At 69.6% G+C, this 14,693-nt stretch carries 15 protein-coding genes; 9 read left to right on the forward strand and 6 right to left on the reverse strand.

The features are described from left to right. On the reverse strand, positions 1-181 hold a 181-nt coding region (locus AB0H81_RS38890), incomplete at its 3' end, for a zf-HC2 domain-containing protein (protein WP_358385530.1). A gap of 179 nt (positions 182-360) precedes the next feature. On the opposite strand from AB0H81_RS38890, the gene AB0H81_RS38895 reads away from it, so the two are divergent. Then, on the forward strand, positions 361-1,560 hold the full coding sequence (locus AB0H81_RS38895) for an FAD-dependent oxidoreductase (RefSeq protein WP_358385533.1): 1,200 nt from the start codon (positions 361-363) through the stop codon (positions 1,558-1,560). A 67-nt stretch (positions 1,561-1,627) separates the two neighbouring features. Continuing rightward, on the forward strand, positions 1,628-2,965 hold the full coding sequence (locus AB0H81_RS38900) for a class II 3-deoxy-7-phosphoheptulonate synthase (protein ID WP_358385536.1): 1,338 nt from the start codon (positions 1,628-1,630) through the stop codon (positions 2,963-2,965). Between the two features lie 132 nt (positions 2,966-3,097). Here AB0H81_RS38900 and trxA read toward each other — a convergent pair whose 3' ends face one another. The 3 genes from trxA to AB0H81_RS38915 all read right to left on the reverse strand — a co-directional run bounded on the left by trxA (position 3,098) and on the right by AB0H81_RS38915 (position 5,284). Next, a complete protein-coding gene (trxA, locus tag AB0H81_RS38905) occupies positions 3,098-3,478 on the reverse strand; it encodes a thioredoxin (RefSeq protein WP_358385539.1) in 381 nt (126 codons plus the stop codon). 46 nt (positions 3,479-3,524) lie between these two features. Continuing rightward, entirely contained in the window at positions 3,525-3,881 is a 357-nt protein-coding gene (locus tag AB0H81_RS38910; protein ID WP_358385542.1) for a transposase, read from the reverse strand. Between the two features lie 95 nt (positions 3,882-3,976). Continuing rightward, positions 3,977-5,284: an IS256 family transposase gene (locus AB0H81_RS38915; protein ID WP_358385545.1), complete on the reverse strand. Its 1,308-nt coding sequence runs from the start codon at positions 5,282-5,284 to the stop codon at positions 3,977-3,979. 13 nt (positions 5,285-5,297) lie between these two features. Here AB0H81_RS38915 and AB0H81_RS38920 point away from each other — a divergent pair, with 13 nt between their 5' ends. The 3 genes from AB0H81_RS38920 (at position 5,298) to AB0H81_RS38930 (ending at position 7,805) form a co-directional block, all read left to right on the forward strand. Further along, positions 5,298-6,626, forward strand: coding sequence for a hypothetical protein (locus tag AB0H81_RS38920; protein WP_358385548.1), 1,329 nt, complete (start codon positions 5,298-5,300; stop codon positions 6,624-6,626). Positions 6,627-6,901: 275 nt separating this feature from the next. Further along, positions 6,902-7,441 carry a hypothetical protein gene (locus tag AB0H81_RS38925; protein ID WP_358385551.1) on the forward strand — a complete coding sequence of 180 codons (540 nt, stop codon included), beginning with the start codon at positions 6,902-6,904 and terminating at the stop codon, positions 7,439-7,441. A gap of 238 nt (positions 7,442-7,679) precedes the next feature. Continuing rightward, complete coding sequence (locus tag AB0H81_RS38930) at positions 7,680-7,805, forward strand: hypothetical protein (protein WP_358385554.1); 126 nt, start codon at positions 7,680-7,682, stop codon at positions 7,803-7,805. A 42-nt stretch (positions 7,806-7,847) separates the two neighbouring features. Here the strand turns inward: AB0H81_RS38930 and AB0H81_RS38935 are convergent, their stop codons facing one another. Then, the gene (locus tag AB0H81_RS38935; protein WP_358385557.1) at positions 7,848-8,414 is read right to left on the reverse strand and encodes a DUF6879 family protein; all 567 of its coding nucleotides are present in this window, start codon (positions 8,412-8,414) and stop codon (positions 7,848-7,850) included. Between the two features lie 500 nt (positions 8,415-8,914). Next, positions 8,915-10,666 (reverse strand): ExeM/NucH family extracellular endonuclease, encoded by a 1,752-nt coding sequence (locus tag AB0H81_RS38940; RefSeq protein ID WP_358385560.1) that lies wholly within the window; start codon positions 10,664-10,666, stop codon positions 8,915-8,917. Between the two features lie 106 nt (positions 10,667-10,772). On the opposite strand from AB0H81_RS38940, the gene AB0H81_RS38945 reads away from it, so the two are divergent. The 4 genes from AB0H81_RS38945 to AB0H81_RS38960 all read left to right on the forward strand — a co-directional run bounded on the left by AB0H81_RS38945 (position 10,773) and on the right by AB0H81_RS38960 (position 14,488). Further along, complete coding sequence (locus tag AB0H81_RS38945; protein ID WP_358385563.1) at positions 10,773-12,191, forward strand: pentapeptide repeat-containing protein; 1,419 nt, start codon at positions 10,773-10,775, stop codon at positions 12,189-12,191. A 137-nt stretch (positions 12,192-12,328) separates the two neighbouring features. Next, complete coding sequence (locus AB0H81_RS38950; RefSeq protein WP_358385566.1) at positions 12,329-13,111, forward strand: class II aldolase/adducin family protein; 783 nt, start codon at positions 12,329-12,331, stop codon at positions 13,109-13,111. A 104-nt stretch (positions 13,112-13,215) separates the two neighbouring features. After that, on the forward strand, positions 13,216-13,464 hold the full coding sequence (locus AB0H81_RS38955; RefSeq protein ID WP_358385569.1) for an SCO4226 family nickel-binding protein: 249 nt from the start codon (positions 13,216-13,218) through the stop codon (positions 13,462-13,464). A 154-nt stretch (positions 13,465-13,618) separates the two neighbouring features. Next, on the forward strand, positions 13,619-14,488 hold the full coding sequence (locus AB0H81_RS38960) for a TIGR03619 family F420-dependent LLM class oxidoreductase (protein ID WP_358385572.1): 870 nt from the start codon (positions 13,619-13,621) through the stop codon (positions 14,486-14,488). Positions 14,489-14,693: the final 205 nt, after the last annotated feature.

Here is a 14,693-nt window from a genome sequence, read left to right on the forward strand (position 1 = left end):
GGCGCGCCGGGGGCGGCTCGGCCAGCGGAAGCGCCAGCCGGGCGGCCGTCTCCCGCAGCCGCCGCACCTCCGCCGCGCACGCCGCGCACCCCGCCAGGTGACGCTCGAACAGCACCACCTCACCCTCCGGCAGTGCGTGCACCGCATAGGCGCCGGACAGGGCATGGAGCTCATCGGTCACGGTCGGCTCCCCACGTCGATCGGCGGCTCTCGCCCACTACTTCGGCTCCTCCGGCCCGGCGGATGTCCCGGCCTCCCGGGCACCTCGGCCACCCGCCGGCGTGTTCGGTCGTCCTCGCATGGGGAAAGATCCGGCATACGGGGAAAGATGCGGCGAGAAGCCGCACCTGGGGGCGGACCATGACCTGTGTGATCGCCGGCGGCGGCCCCGCGGGCGCGATGCTCGCCCTGCTGCTCGCCCGGGCCGGCGTCGAGGTGACGCTGCTGGAGAAGCACGCCGACTTCCTGCGCGACTTCCGCGGCGACACCGTCCACCCCTCGACGCTCCAGGTGCTCGGCGAGATCGGCCTCGCCGACGAGTTCCTGCGGCTGCCGCACCGCAAGGCGTACGAGTTCAGCGTCGTCACCGACACCGGCCCGATCAGGGTGGCGAACCTGCACGGGCTGCCCTGCGCCTACGACTACATCGCGTTCGTCCCCCAGTGGGACTTCCTGAACCTCGTCACCACGGCCGCCGCGCGCTACCCGTCGTTCCGGCTGCTGATGAGCGCCGAGGCGTACGGGCTGATCGTGGAGGACGGCGCGGTGCGCGGCCTGCGCTACCGCGACGCGGGCGGCGAGCACGAGCTGCGCGCGGCGCTGACCGTCGCCGCCGACGGGCGCCACTCGGTGCTGCGCCGGGCCGCCGGGCTCGTGCCGCGGGAGTTCGGGGCGCCGATGGACGTGCTGTGGTTCCGGCTGCCCCGCGAGCCCGGCGACCCCGAGCAGCCGTTCCTGCGGCTCTCGCGCGGCCACCTGATGGTGGTGATCAATCGCGGGACCTACTGGCAGCTCGCGTACGCGATCCCCAAGGGCGGCCGCGACGACCTGGTGAAGCGGGGCATCGGCGCGCTGCGGGAGCCGGTGGCGCGGCTGCTGCCGTTCCTGGCCGGCCGGACGGCGCTGATCGAGGGCTACGACGACGTGAGCATGCTGACCGTGGTGCTCAACCGGCTGCGCCGCTGGCACCGGCCCGGCTTCACGGCCATCGGCGACGCCGCGCACGCCATGTCGCCGGTGTTCGGCGTCGGCATCAACCTGGCCGTCCAGGACGCCGTCGCCGCGGCCAACCTGGTGGCCGCGCCGCTGCGGGCGTACGGACGGGTGCCCGAGGCGACGCTGCGGCGGCTCCAGCGGCGGCGCATGTGGCCGACCCGGGTCACCCAGACCGCCCAGCGGGTCGTGCAGAACCTGCTGATCGGCCCGGCGCTGGGCGGCCGCGTCCCGGCCCCGCCGATCCCGCTCGACCTTACGCGGATCCCGCTGCTCAACCGGGTTCCGCGGCGCTTCGTCGGCCTCGGCGTGCGGCCCGAGCACGTCGAGGTTCCGGCGTCCCCGTGAAACGGCCTTCTCACAACGTGGACATCGGGTCCTGCTGGGCGGGGCCGGTGGAATACCCTCGTATGTCGTGAGCGCACACAGCAATCTCGATTCCTGGAGAGACCTCCCCGCGGCCCAGCAGCCCGACTGGCCCGACCGCGGCGAGCTCGACAAGGTCGTCGCCGAGCTCGGCGGCCTGCCTCCCCTCGTCTTCGCCGGCGAGTGCGACCAGCTCAAGGACCAGCTGGCCGCCGTGGCGCGCGGCGAGGCGTTCGTGCTGCAGGGCGGCGACTGCGCCGAGACGTTCGCCGGCGCGACCGCCGACAACGTCCGCAACAAGCTCAAGACGCTGCTGCAGATGGCGATCGTGCTCACGTACGCGGGCAAGGTCCCGGTCGTGAAGATCGGGCGGCTGGCCGGGCAGTTCGCCAAGCCGCGCTCCAAGGGCACCGAGACCCGCGAGGGAGTGGAGCTGCCCGCCTACCGGGGCGACATGGTCAACGGCTTCGACTTCACCCCCGAGGCGCGCACGCCCGACCCGTGGCGGCTGCTGAAGGCGTACCACTCCTCCGCCGTGACGCTCAACCTGGCCCGCGCCTTCGCCAAGGGCGGCTACGCCGACCTGCGTCAGGTCCACGCCTGGAACCAGGACTTCGTCGCCGAGTCGCCCGCCGGGCGCCGCTACGAGCAGCTCGCCCGGGAGATCGACCAGGCGCTGGCGTTCATGCGGGCCTGCGGGGCCGACCCGGAGGAGTTCCACACGGTCGAGTTCTACTCCTCGCACGAGGCGCTGATCCTCGACTACGACCGGGCCCTGACGCGCATCGACTCCCGCACCGGCCTGCCGTACGACGTCTCGGCGCACATGGTCTGGATCGGTGAGCGCACCCGGCAGCTCGACGGCGCCCACGTCGACTTCTTCGCCCGCATCCGCAACCCGATCGGCGTCAAGCTGGGCCCGACCACGACGGCGTCCACCGCGCTGGAGCTGGTCGAGAAGCTCAACCCCGACAACGAGCCGGGCCGGCTGACGTTCATCACCCGCATGGGCGCCCCCAAGATCCGCGAGCTGCTGCCCGGGCTGGTCAAGGAGGTCACCTCCGCCGGCGCCCAGGTGGCCTGGGTGTGCGACCCGATGCACGGCAACACGTTCGAGGCGCCGAGCGGCCACAAGACGCGGCGGCTCGACGACGTGCTCGACGAGGTGGCGGGCTTCTTCGAGGTGCACCGCTCGCTCGGCACCCACCCGGGCGGCATCCACATCGAGTTCACCGGCGACGACGTGACCGAGTGCGTGGGCGGCGGCCACGAGATCGCCGAACACGACCTCGCGACCCGCTACGAGACGGCCTGCGACCCGCGTCTCAACCGGGGCCAGTCGCTCGACCTGGCCTTCCGCGTCGCGGAGCTCTACCGCAGCGCCTGACCGCTCACCGAGTGCCGCCGCGGCGCCTGAGGCGCCGGGCATGCGAAAGCCCCGCCGCGCCGGGCGGGGCTCACCGGGTTGCGGCCGGGCCGGGGCCTGCCACCCCGGGCCCGGGCAGTGGCCGGGCCGGGGTCAGTTGTTGTTCTGCTCGGCCTGCTTGAGCTCATCGCTCAGCTCGGCGCGGATGGCGTCCATGTCGAGCGCGCGGACTTGGCCGATGAGGTCCTCCAGGGCGGGCTCGGGGATGGCGCCGGGCTGGGCGTAGACGACGATGCCGTCGCGGATGGCCATCAGCGTCGGGATCGACGTGATGTCGAAGCCCTGCGCGAGCGCCTGCTGCGCGTCCGTGTCGATCTTGCCGAAGGTGATGTCACCGTGCTTCTCCGACGCCTTCTCGAAGATCGGCCCGAACATCCGGCACGGGCCGCACCACTCGGCCCAGAAGTCGAGCAGGACGATCCCCTTGTCGGCGATGTCGTTGAAGTTGGTCTCGGTTACCTCGATCGTCGCCACAAGGGGCTCCTCGCTCGTCGTTGAAGCTGTCAACGGATAGGAACCCCTACCCGTCCTCCGTCATTCCAGCCTCGCACGCGCGCGGGCCCCGCGACGTCTCAGAGGGCGAGCGCCGCCCGTACCTCTGGCGTTTCGGCAGCTTGACCTTGGTGTTGGTACCTTCCATGGAGCCGTTGCTGTAGGGCAGCGTCAGCCCGGCGATGACGGCCGGTTTGTGCTTCTCCAGACCGAGGGCAAAGCCGCGCAGGGCGGGTAGGTCATCGGCGCGCACTGCGCTGATCCACTCGTCGAGGTCGTGACCGCGACGCTGGGTGAGGTTGGCGGCGAACTCCCGCACCCGCGAGGCCAGGGCTGTCAGGTGTGGGCGTGCGGGAATCAGCTCTTCAAGATCTTCGAAGGACACCCAGATCACCCTGCCGGCCCGCACGCTTTGTTACCACCAGATTCGTGCCAGAGCGGGTCTGTCCAGTTAACGGTGTAACTCGATCTTGTCTTCTTCTATCGAGTGGTCGGGGTCAGACGGCCTTCGAAGGTGATGGCGAAGGTGTTCAGGGCGGCCTTCCAGCGGGTGATCCAGCGTTTGCGGCCCTTGCCGGTCGGGTCCAGACTCATGATCGCCATGTAGACGCACTTCAGCGCGGCCTGCTCGTTCGGGAAGTGCCCGCGAGCCTTGACCGCCCGCCGGATCCGCGCGTTGACCGACTCGATCGCGTTGGTTGAGCAGATGACCCGGCGGATCTCGGTGTCGAAGTTGAGGAACGGCACGAACTCTGGCCAGGCGTCCTCCCACAACTTCACGATCGCCGGATACTTGCCGCCCCAGTTCTCGGCGAAGTCCATGAACCGCTCGAGCCCGGCGGATTCGGTGGGCGCGGTGTAGACCGGCCGCAGGGCTTTGGCGATGGCGTCCCAGTGCTGGCGGGCGGCGTAGCGGAACGAGGCGCGCAGCAGGTGCACCACGCAGGTCTGCACGACCGCCCGCGGCCAGACGGTCTCGATGGCCTGCGGTAGCCCTTTGAGGCCGTCGCAGACCACCATCAGCGCATCACCGGTGCCGCGGTTCTTGATCTCAGTGAGCACGTGCAGCCAGAACTTCGCGCCCTCGCTGCCGTCGCCGGCCCACAACCCCAGAATGTCGCGCTCGCCGTCGACGGTGACCGCCATGGCCAGGTAGATGGGCCGGTTGGCGACCTGCCCGTCACGCAGCTTGACGTGCACCGCATCGATGAAGATCACCGGATAGACGGGATCGAGAGGCCGGTTCTGCCACTCGGTCATCCCGTCGATGACCTTGTCGGTGATGGTGGAGATGGTCTGCTTGGACACCTCCGCGCCGTAGACCTCGGCCAGGTGCGCGGAGATCTCCCCGGTGGTCAGGCCCTTGGCCGCCAGTGAGATCACCATCTCGTCCACGCTGGACAGCCGGCGTTGCCGCTTGCGCACGATCTTCGGCTCGAAGCTGCCGTCCCGATCCCGCGGCACGCTGATCTCCACCGGCCCCACATCGGTGAGCACGGTCTTGGCCCGGCTGCCGTTACGCGAGTTGCCCGCGCCGCGACCGGCCGGATCGTGCTTGTCGTAACCGAGATGATCGGTCAGCTCACCTTCCAAAGCCGACTCCAGCACCAGCTTGGTCAGCCGGCCCAACAGCCCGTTCTCACCGACCAGTTCCAGGCCCTCAGCGCGGGCCTGGTCGACCAGCCGGCCGACGAGCTCCCGATCCGCAGCCGAAGCCTCCGGCTCCTTGCGCGCCACCGCGGCGTCCTCCAGGTCCATCTCCGACGATGCCTGGATCACAGTACTCATCAGGTGCATCTCCTTGATCAGGAGTTACACCGTTGTTCTTACAGTCCCGGTCAGCGCCGAGATAGTCGGTTCGACGGTGAACCCGACCTGGAAGGCGAGGACGGGTACCTCCAACTACTCGGTGCTGGATGAGCGCAACGGTGAGGTGGTCTGGACTGGCACCACGCCCTACGCCAGTGTTTCCCTCGATGAGGAAGGCTACGCCAGCTTGGTGGCCCGGGCCGATTCCACGCCCATCGCCAAATACGTCGTCTCCACCGCTAATCCCGATCTCGGTCTGTCTCCGGTGATAGTGGTTACTTCCCTGACGGCCACCAACCTGGAATGGTTGAGCGAGAACGCTCCCTTGGAGGAGGAGGAGGAGTACCACTTGGCCGCCGACGAGGCGGGCGACACGATCCTCCCCGAGGCGGCCACGCAGATGGCCACGCCACTTGGCGAGGCCAAGCAGTACGCCATCGAAGTCGGAACCTCCGAGCCGGTCGAGCCCGGTGACGATGGCGGCGAAGAGGCTGCTCCCGAGCCACCCGCCGACGAAACGGGCGACGGCATCGCGCAGGATGGCACTACTTCGCCTCCCGCGCCGACCGACATGCCGCCCGTGCCGATGTACGGCATCGACGTCACCGCACCGCTGACCGCCGAGGAACTGGCTGACACGAGCGACTCCACCGCCAGCACCCAGAACGCGTCCTTCGGATCTCCTCACACGTCCATTCAGAACGCCTCCGTGAACGCTACTGCCGGAAAGACGGTCAGGGAGTCCTGGATCACCTACGAGGGTTACATCCCCAGCCGATCAGTCAAGGGGCCGCCGGTCGGCTGTGGAAGCCCGTCCTGGTGGTATGCCGGAGACAACAGAGGCCCCGGCTTCAACACCGGAAAGTACCGGACACGAGTTGCCATCAAGTACATGTGGAGCAGCTGGTCCCACCTGCAGCAGATCGTGGGGTACCGGGACAACCACACCACCACCCGCTTCAAGCTGGACGGCGGGAGGGTAGTCGATAGGGAAAGTAGTAAAGCACCGCTGACCGGCATCGACGTCGTGAGGTGGGGGAAGACCACCAAGAAGGCGCACTCTCAGATTATTCACGCCTCCAAGAACCCGTTCTGTGCCGGTGGCGACATCGACTACAACAGCACACAGCACATCTACAAGAGCGGAAAGTACAAGGTCTTCGGCTGGCACGATCAGATGCCTGTCCATGAGGTCTACAGGCAGCAGGTATACACCGATGGCAGCAAATCCTTGAAGCGAGTCTTCACCCATAAGATGAAGGGTCTTCACTGCCTCCTGCCCACCACCTGTAAGTACCGCACTTACCAGTACGTCAACTAGACATTGGATGCCAGCGGCTGGACGGCAGCGCCTGTCCGATCGAGTGCCTCAAAACCCGGACGCCACTGTTCGGCTCCGTAGCCCCGGCAGCCAGAGAAGCCGGCTATTAGGACCAGCCTGAGCTTGCCAGGGCCGGGGAGACGATAATGGCCCGGCTGACCAGCTCACCTTCCATGCCTCCGTCACGCCGCCCTCTACCCCTGAGGTCGGCGTGACGGTCATCACGCCACTTCCCGTACGTTCCCTCTGCGATATCCCGAGGTAAGGATCACATCGTGCACGAACCCGGAACCAAGAACGCCGCAAACGTGGCCGCGATTATCTCCGGGGCATGCCTAGCAGCGCTGTCTCTCCTGCCTGCCTGGTATGCCGGATGGGTCAGCGCCAACTGGGCCAGCGACGACCTCACCACTTGGTATCGGATCCTACCGATCACCGACAACCTCATCGACTATCTGGGCTCATTCGCACTGTCGCTGCTGCTTGGTATTGCGGCAATTGCTGCCTACCGAGGTCTGAGCGGCAGAACAGTGAAAAGCACGTGGCTCCTGGCGGGCGCGATCCCGGCCGTCTGGGTACTTTCCCTTCTGCTCGTCGACCTGCTCCAGGTCACCGTCAGCGCACCCCTGCCATCCAGGGCGAAGTCCTGGTTCGCTGCGTCAGCCGGCGTGCTACTACTCGCTGCAATCGTCTGCGTCGTCTTCACTCGCTCTCGGAGGGAGAATTCCCATAGGACCTCCATCATCGCAGTGGGGGCAAGCCTTGCCCTGATGGCGTTCACCGCAGCGTCGGCCTTCTACCAGGTCGGAATGTAGAGGCCCAGAGCCTCGATGCCCGCCGGGCAGCGGCAAACACTGAAGCGAGCGGCAAGCCACACGTCGCCCTCGATGGTGAGACCGGCAGGGGACCGGTGCCACGTGGTGTTGGTCGCGACGTAGTGGACCATGATCAGATCGCCATCCTGATGCCGTCGTAGGTGCCGGTGATCTCGCCGGGTGCCGCCGACGCCGTTGAGCTTCGCGCAGACAGGTACGTGAACGTTCTTACCGCGACTTGCCGGGGGCGAGCACGCAGGAGGACCGGCGCAGCCTATCGCCGCTGTTCTGGTCGCACATCAACCCCTACGGCCGCTTCCAGCCCGACATGGACAAGTATCTGGACATGTCCGGCGTCGCCTGAGTTGATCTTCAACCTGTGCGTCGAGGTCGTGGGTTCGCGGATTTATTCGTCGTCGGTTTCCGGGCCGGGGTCTTCGTGGTGGTCAGGCCGGAACAAGCTGAGGACCAAGGTGTCCTCGTCAAGCAGCCAGTAGTCCTCTTCGGGCAGGTGGATGTCGGCCGCCTGATGCCGGGGCAGATAGCGGATGTCCTCGCCTGCCTCGATGTTCTGCGGGTCGATGGTCATGGCCCATTTGATGGAGTCACTCAAGGGCTCGGTCACGATCCGGGCCCGCTGGATGGCTGTGCCTCGGCGGGTGGACCTCCGGGCGAAGGACAGCCAGGACTGGTGCCACTGGTAGTCGTCCGGCTCGCCCAGAAGCCACCTGCGAAATGGTCCCTCTTCGTCCTCGACTCCGTAGGAGTCCCTCAGCTCCAGATGGAAGGCCCGCCGACGCCTGAGCCACAGCGCCCGGAAGTCGTCACGGGTGGGCGCCGCGTCTCCATGTTCGAGCCACTCCTTGGGTAGGTGCCGCATCAGTTCCCTGGGAACCTCCAAGAACGTCTCGTGGTCCGGTACGTCCTTAAGTGTTTCGAGAGCCTCGCGATCCGTGATCTTCCATCCTTGCACCACTATGGCGCCTCGATCGGTGGCGTACAGGGTTGGGGACTGATCTCCCGTGTCTCCTTGCCGAGGAACGTCAGTTTCATGATCCTTACCTCCGCTGGGACCTTTGCTGCGGACATCCCTAATAACGCCTGGAACAGCAAGAAGCCCCAGACTCCCGGCATGTGCCACGAGCTGGGGCTTCCCTTCGGTTGCCGCTACGATCTCGGCCCTGATCTCCCGTCTGTGCGATCAGCGGAAGGTCTCCGCATCACCTCTCGGCAATGGTCCTGGCATACTCCACGGCCAGCAGCCGGGCGATTTGCAGGATGGCTTCGTCCGACGCTTCGTGAATCTGCAAGGCGTCGGCTACATCGCATACGCCGTCGAACGAGAGGTCCGGCCGCGCGTCCCCAACTGATCCACGACGGCGCGCATGGCCCGGTGGATCTGGGAAACTGACCGCAGCCGCTCCGCAGGAGGGAGAGAGACGAGGTCCCGAGTGAAGGACTCGATGCCCACGACTAGGACTTCCCTCCCGGCAGGGTCAGGCCGATGATCACCGGATCGTGGTCGGAGGAGCGGTAGGCGTCCGGCCGGTAGAGGTTCGGCGGGTTGAACTCGGTGTTGTAGTCGAGGATGCGCGGCTCGTCGGCGTTGATGTGCCAGATCGTGGTGCTGGTGACCCGCTTGAGGAGCTGCCGGCCGGCGAGGGCGTGGTCGAGCTCGCCCGACATCCCGTCGAACAGGTAGCTGTAGCGCAGCGGCGCCGGCACGAACCGCTTGGTGAGGCTGGTCAGGCCGCCCGCCTCCAGCGCGTCGATCGGGTCCTCCTCGCTGTAGGCGTTGAGGTCGCCGAGGACGAGCGGGTTCGGCAGGTCCTCGACGAGCTGGAGCAGGGCCTGCGCCTGCTTGACCCGGGTGGCGTTCCAGCAGCCCTGGCCGTCGCCCTGGTCGGCGTCGGGGCCGTCGCCGGTCGGGCAGCTGCCCTTGGACTTGAGGTGGTTGACGACCATGGTGAACGGCTGGCCGCCGCCCGGGCGCCGGAACGTCTGGATGAGCGGCGGGCGGCTGAACACCGGGTCCTCGGAGGCGCGCGGCTCGCCGACGGGCTCCAGCTTGGCGGGCTTGTAGAGGATGCCGACCTGGATGGCGTCGGTGCCCGGGTACGGGTGGGTCAGCGCCGCGTACGTGCCCGCGCCCACCTCGGCGTTGACGGCGTCCACGAGCGCCTGGAGCGCCGTCTGGCCGTTGTTCTCGACCTCCATGAGGGCGACGGCGTCCGCGTCGATGCCCTTGAGCGCCGCCACCAGCTTGGCGAGCTGGCGCCGCTGCTCCTCCGCGTTCGTCGCGCCGCGTGAGCCGACGGTGGTGAACCAGTTGAGCGTGTTGAACGAGGCGACCTTGACGTTGCCGATCACCGGGAACGGCTTGGGCAGCCGGGGGTTGGCGTCGAGGTAGGCGACGGGCTTGGTGGGCTGGAGCCGGTAGGTGTCGAAGCCGTAGCCGAGGACGCCCGTGAGGCCGACGGCGACCTGGCCGGTGCGCACGATGGGCGGCAGCGTGGCGGGGTTCTGCCGGGTGGAGCCGTCGTCGACGAGCAGCGTGCGGCTGCGCCGCGCCTCGGGGTCCACGCCCGGGCGGTCGGTGGGCTGGAAGAGTCGGCCGCCGGCGGAGACGGTGACCTCGCCGAAGCGGCCGAGGTTGTAGTGGTCGGTGACGGTGAGCGGCTGCGGGAAGGTGAGCAGCATGTTCTCGACGCGCTCCAGCCCGTCGCCGGGCAGCGTGGACGGCCGGGCGGGCACGGTCCCGGTGCCGCAGACGTCCACGGCGGTCACCGGGGACAGCTCGGTCCAGCCGTTGAACTCGACGGCCTTGCCGGTGACCAGGACCCGGTCGCCGGGCTTGACGTCCTTGAACGTGTCGCGGGCGAAGGCGAACAGTCCTTCGGAGGTGGCCGGGTCGGAGTCGGGCCGCGGGTCCTGCAGGAAGAAGCCGCTGAGCTGGTCGGAGCGCTGGAAGTCGCCCGTGACGACGCCCTCGACGCGCACGGTCTGCCCGGCGAGCGGGGTGGCGTCTCCGCTGCCCTGGACCTGCGAGATCCGGTGGGTGGCGGGGGTGTCGCAGGGCGCGGCGGACGCTCCCTGCGTGGTTTCCTGCGTGGCCGGGGCGTCCGGCGTGGGAGCGGGGGACGCCGCGGCGGCGGGGACGACCAGGACGGCGGACAGGACGGCCGCGCCGAGGGCGGCGAGAGTGGCCCGGGGTAAAACGCGCATGACCCGCACTTTAGAGGGACAGGCGCTCACATATTTCGACATAAATATGGATAGAGCATGAAATTAGCGAACCTTGACGCGCGGGCGGCCGGGGTATGACGACTTCATGGACTGGGTCACCTGCGCGCACTCTGCTGCCTGCACGGGCATCGCACGCCGGCCGTACAACCTGTGCCTGGCGCATCTGCCCCCCGACCAGCTCGCCGTCACGATCGGCGAGATGGCCCCCGGCCGCCTGCTCGACCTGCGCGGGACGGTCATCGGCGGCGACCTGCTCTCCCGTCTGATCGAGGCGACCGGAGCCCGGCCGGGCCGGGCCCGCCTCGATCGGGTCCGGTTCAGCGGTGACGTGCGGCTCTCCGGCGTCACGTTCGCCGGGGACGTGTCGCTCGACGGCGCCGTGTTCGAGCGCCTGGCGTCGTTCTTCGGCGCCCGCTTCGAGGGCAACCTCTCGCTGGCCGACACCCGCTTCGCCCGGGAGCTGTCGATGCACGGCGTGACCGTGCGCGGCCACGTGTCGCTGGACCGGGCCGTCATGGCGCGCGACGCGCTGTTCAGCCTGGCCTCGTTCGGGCGCGGCCTGTCGTGCGAGCGGGCCAGGTTCGACGGGTACGCCACCTTCGACGGGGCGCGGCTCGGCGACGGCGCGACGTTCCGGGGCGCCCGCTTCGGGCGGACGCTGTCGTTCCGCAAGGTCGTCGGCAGCGCCGGCTTCGACGCCGCGCACTTCGCCGCCAACGCCTACCTGTCGGCGACCGGCCGCCTGTCGGCCGCGCGCGCCCGCTCCGACGCCTCGCTCGACGTGTCGGTCACCGGCTGCGGGGTGGACCTGCGGCGGGTGGACGTCGCGGGGACCACCACGCTGCGGTTGACCGGCTCGCACGCCGACCTGGAGGGCGCGGTGCTGCGCGGCCCCGCGACGGTGACGGGCCGCGGCGGCGCGGCGCTCACCTCGCTGCGGAACGTGGACGCCCGCAGCCTCGCGCTGTACGGGCTGGACCTGTCGGCCTGCCGCTTCGCCGGGCTGGCGCACCCGGCCGGGGTGCGGCTGAAGGACTGCCGGTTCGCGCTGACGGCGCGGGGCGTGCGGGTGAGCATGCGCCGGCCGATGCTGCGCTGGTTCTCCCGGCGCAGCGTCCTCGCCGACGAACGGGCCTTACGCGGCGGCTCCCGCCTGGACGAGTCCGGCTCCGGCGGCTCCCCCGGCCGCGGCACCGAGCCGCGCGACGCCGCGGACCCGCCGGCAGGCTGGCTCGCCACCCTGTACGCGGAGCTCGGCCGGCGCGCCGACGACCGCGGCCTGTCCCTCGACTTCGCCTTCGCCGCCACGGAGATGCGCCGCCTGGCCGGCCACCGCCGGTGGGGCGCCTCCTCCTGGCCGCTGCTCACGGCCGGGGTCCGCGTGGGGCGGGCGGCCGGCTGGATCGTCCTGCTGGCGTCCATCGCCGCGGGCGCCATGCTCCTGTCCACGGCCCAGCACGCCGTCCCCAGCGCCCCGCACCAGCCCCCGGCCGTCCACCACTGACCCGGCCCGGCGAGAGGCGCCGATCCCGCGCCCGCCCGGTCGCTTGATCCCGGCGGGCGCGGGCGACACCCTGGACGGGTCCCACGGACGGAACGGGTCCCACGGACGGGACGCGTCCCCTCGGAACTGGAGGCACGATGAACCTGGAGCCGATTCCCACCGACCGGCTGACGTTCCGGTTACCGCAGAAGTTCGAGGACGTGGCGGATGAGCGCCGCCACCGCCAGGAGCGGCTGGTCGCCGCGCTGCGCCTGTTCGGCCGGTTCGGCTTCGAGGAGGGGGTGGCCGGGCACATCACCGCCCGTGACCCCGAGCATCCCGACTACTTCTGGGTCAACCCGTTCGGCATGAGCTTCAGGCACATCAGGGTGAGCGACCTCATCCTGGTCAACCACGAGGGCCAGGTGGTCCACGGCTCCTACCACGTCAACCAGGCCGCCTTCGCGATCCACTCGATGGTGCACCAGGCCCGGCCCGAGGTGGTCGCCGCCGCCCACTCCCACTCGGTCCACGGCAAGGCGCTGTCCTCGCTGGGGGTCATGCTGGAGCCGCTCACCCAGGACGCCTGCGCCTTCTACGAGGACCACGGCCTGTTCGACGACTACACCGGCGTGGTGGTGGACGTCGAGGAGGGCCGGCGCATCGCCCGGGCGCTCGGCTCGCACAAGGCCGTCATCCTGCGCAACCACGGCCTGCTGACCGTGGGCGACTCGGTGGACGCGGCCGCCTGGTGGTTCATCACGATGGAGCGCTCGTGCCAGGCCCAGCTGCTGGCCAAGGCCGCGGGCCCGACCGTGCCCATCGACCACGACCAGGCCAAGCTCACCCACGGGCAGGTCGGCAACGACCTGGTCGGCTGGATCAACTTCCAGCCCCTGTACGACCAGGTGGTCCGCTCGGAGCCCGACATGTTCGACTGAGGCCCCGCCGGCAGGCCGTTCGCTGTGACCTCTTTGGGGGTCGATTGGGTGTTTGGGGAGTTATGTCCGCCTTACGCTGGGTGGAGATGGCCCGAGGAGGACCCATGAGCAAGTTCATCGACATCCACCACGGCATGGTCGGCATCACCGCGGACCAGCTCCAGCAGGCGCACGAGGCCGACCTGGCGATCCAGGGTGAGGAGAGGGTGACCTTCGAGCACGCCTGGGCCGACCCCGAGGAGGGCCTCGTCTACTGCCTGTCGGAGGCGCCCAGCGCCGAGGCGGTGCAGCGCATCCACGAGCGCGCCGGCCACCCGGCCGACGAGATCCACGCCGTTCCGCTCGACGTCTGACCGGCCTCCCGCCGCCGCCTCACCGGCGCGTCCCGGGCGCGACGGCGGACCACCCCCGCATTCTGGCTTTCCCCTGGAAGGCGCTTGCCTTGACGTCGGTGACAGTGTTCTAACCTGTCGCCGTCACGGCCGGCCGACCCCAGGGGAATGCCCGATGAAGTACGCCATCACCTACAGCACCGCCCACAGCGGGGTGGACCCGGACGCGATCACGGCGTTCGCCCGTCACGCGGAGGCGTGCGGCTTCGAGGCGCTGTACGTCCCGGAGCACGTCGTGCTGTACCGCGGCGCCAAGCTCGGGCCCTGGGAGATCCCGGTGTCGCTGCCGTACGCCGACCCGCTCGACACGCTGACGTTCGCCGCCGCGGCCACCCGGCGGATCCTGCTGGGGACCGCCGTGCTGCTGCTGCCCTACCACCATCCCGTGACCCTCGCCAAGCGGCTGGCCACCATCGACCTGCTGTCCAGGGGCCGGATGCGGCTGCTGACCGTGGGCGTCGGCGCGCTGCCGGGCGAGGCCCGGGCGGTGGGCGTCGACTTCGCCACCCGGGGCCGGCGCGCGGACGAGGCGATCGACGTGCTGCGGCTGCTGTGGGCGGGCGGGGAGGAGGGCGTCTCGTACAGCGGCGAGTTCTTCGCCTTCGAGGACCTGTGCAGCTTCCCCAAGCCGCACGGCGACGCGGGGCTGCCGATCCACGTCGGCGGGTCGAGCGACGCGGCGGCACGCCGGGCGGGGCGGCGCGGCGAGGGCTACTTCCCCGGCGGCAGGCTGAACGCGGCCGAGCGCGCCGCCCAGTGGCAGCTCGTCCGCTCCTCCGCCGCCGAGGCCGGCCGCGACCCGGACGCGCTCGAGTACACCCGGTGGGGGACGGTCGACATGACGGACGAGCGGGCCGGGGAGCTGGAGGCCGCCGGCGTGACCCGCGTCGTCGTCTCGACGGCCTCCGTCGACCTGGACGGGCAGCTCGAGGAGATGTCCGGCTTCGCCCGTCGATTCGGCCTCACGGGCGCCGGATCCGCCTGAACGCCCCCACGGTCCACACTCGGACGGTTACGGTTCCGGCATGGGCGAGACAGAGAGCGGGGACCGGACCGGGAGGGCGCGATGACCGGACCGGCCGCCTGCCCCGAGTGTGAGGGCCGCCGGGTCCAGCGGCTCGGCCGGCTGTCCCTGGCCTGCGTCGTCTGCCGGGGGCGCGGCTGGGTGGGCGGCGGCGCGGACCCGGCGC

It is taken from the genome of Nonomuraea sp. NPDC050691 (assembly GCF_040654455.1).
In the GTDB taxonomy this organism is placed as follows: domain Bacteria; phylum Actinomycetota; class Actinomycetes; order Streptosporangiales; family Streptosporangiaceae; genus Nonomuraea.

Bases quoted from the DNA above. Each gene is read 5' to 3' on its own strand.
- AB0H81_RS38895 (WP_358385533.1), top strand. From the start codon at position 361: ATGACCTGTGTGATCGCCGGCGGCGGCCCCGCGGGCGCGATGCTCGCC.
- AB0H81_RS38950 (WP_358385566.1), top strand. From the start codon at position 12,329: ATGAACCTGGAGCCGATTCCCACCGACCGGCTGACGTTCCGGTTACCG.
- AB0H81_RS38940 (WP_358385560.1), bottom strand. From the start codon at position 10,666: ATGCGCGTTTTACCCCGGGCCACTCTCGCCGCCCTCGGCGCGGCCGTC.
- AB0H81_RS38945 (WP_358385563.1), top strand. From the start codon at position 10,773: ATGGACTGGGTCACCTGCGCGCACTCTGCTGCCTGCACGGGCATCGCA.
- AB0H81_RS38955 (WP_358385569.1), top strand. From the start codon at position 13,216: ATGAGCAAGTTCATCGACATCCACCACGGCATGGTCGGCATCACCGCG.
- AB0H81_RS38960 (WP_358385572.1), top strand. From the start codon at position 13,619: ATGAAGTACGCCATCACCTACAGCACCGCCCACAGCGGGGTGGACCCG.
- AB0H81_RS38915 (WP_358385545.1), bottom strand. From the start codon at position 5,284: ATGAGTACTGTGATCCAGGCATCGTCGGAGATGGACCTGGAGGACGCC.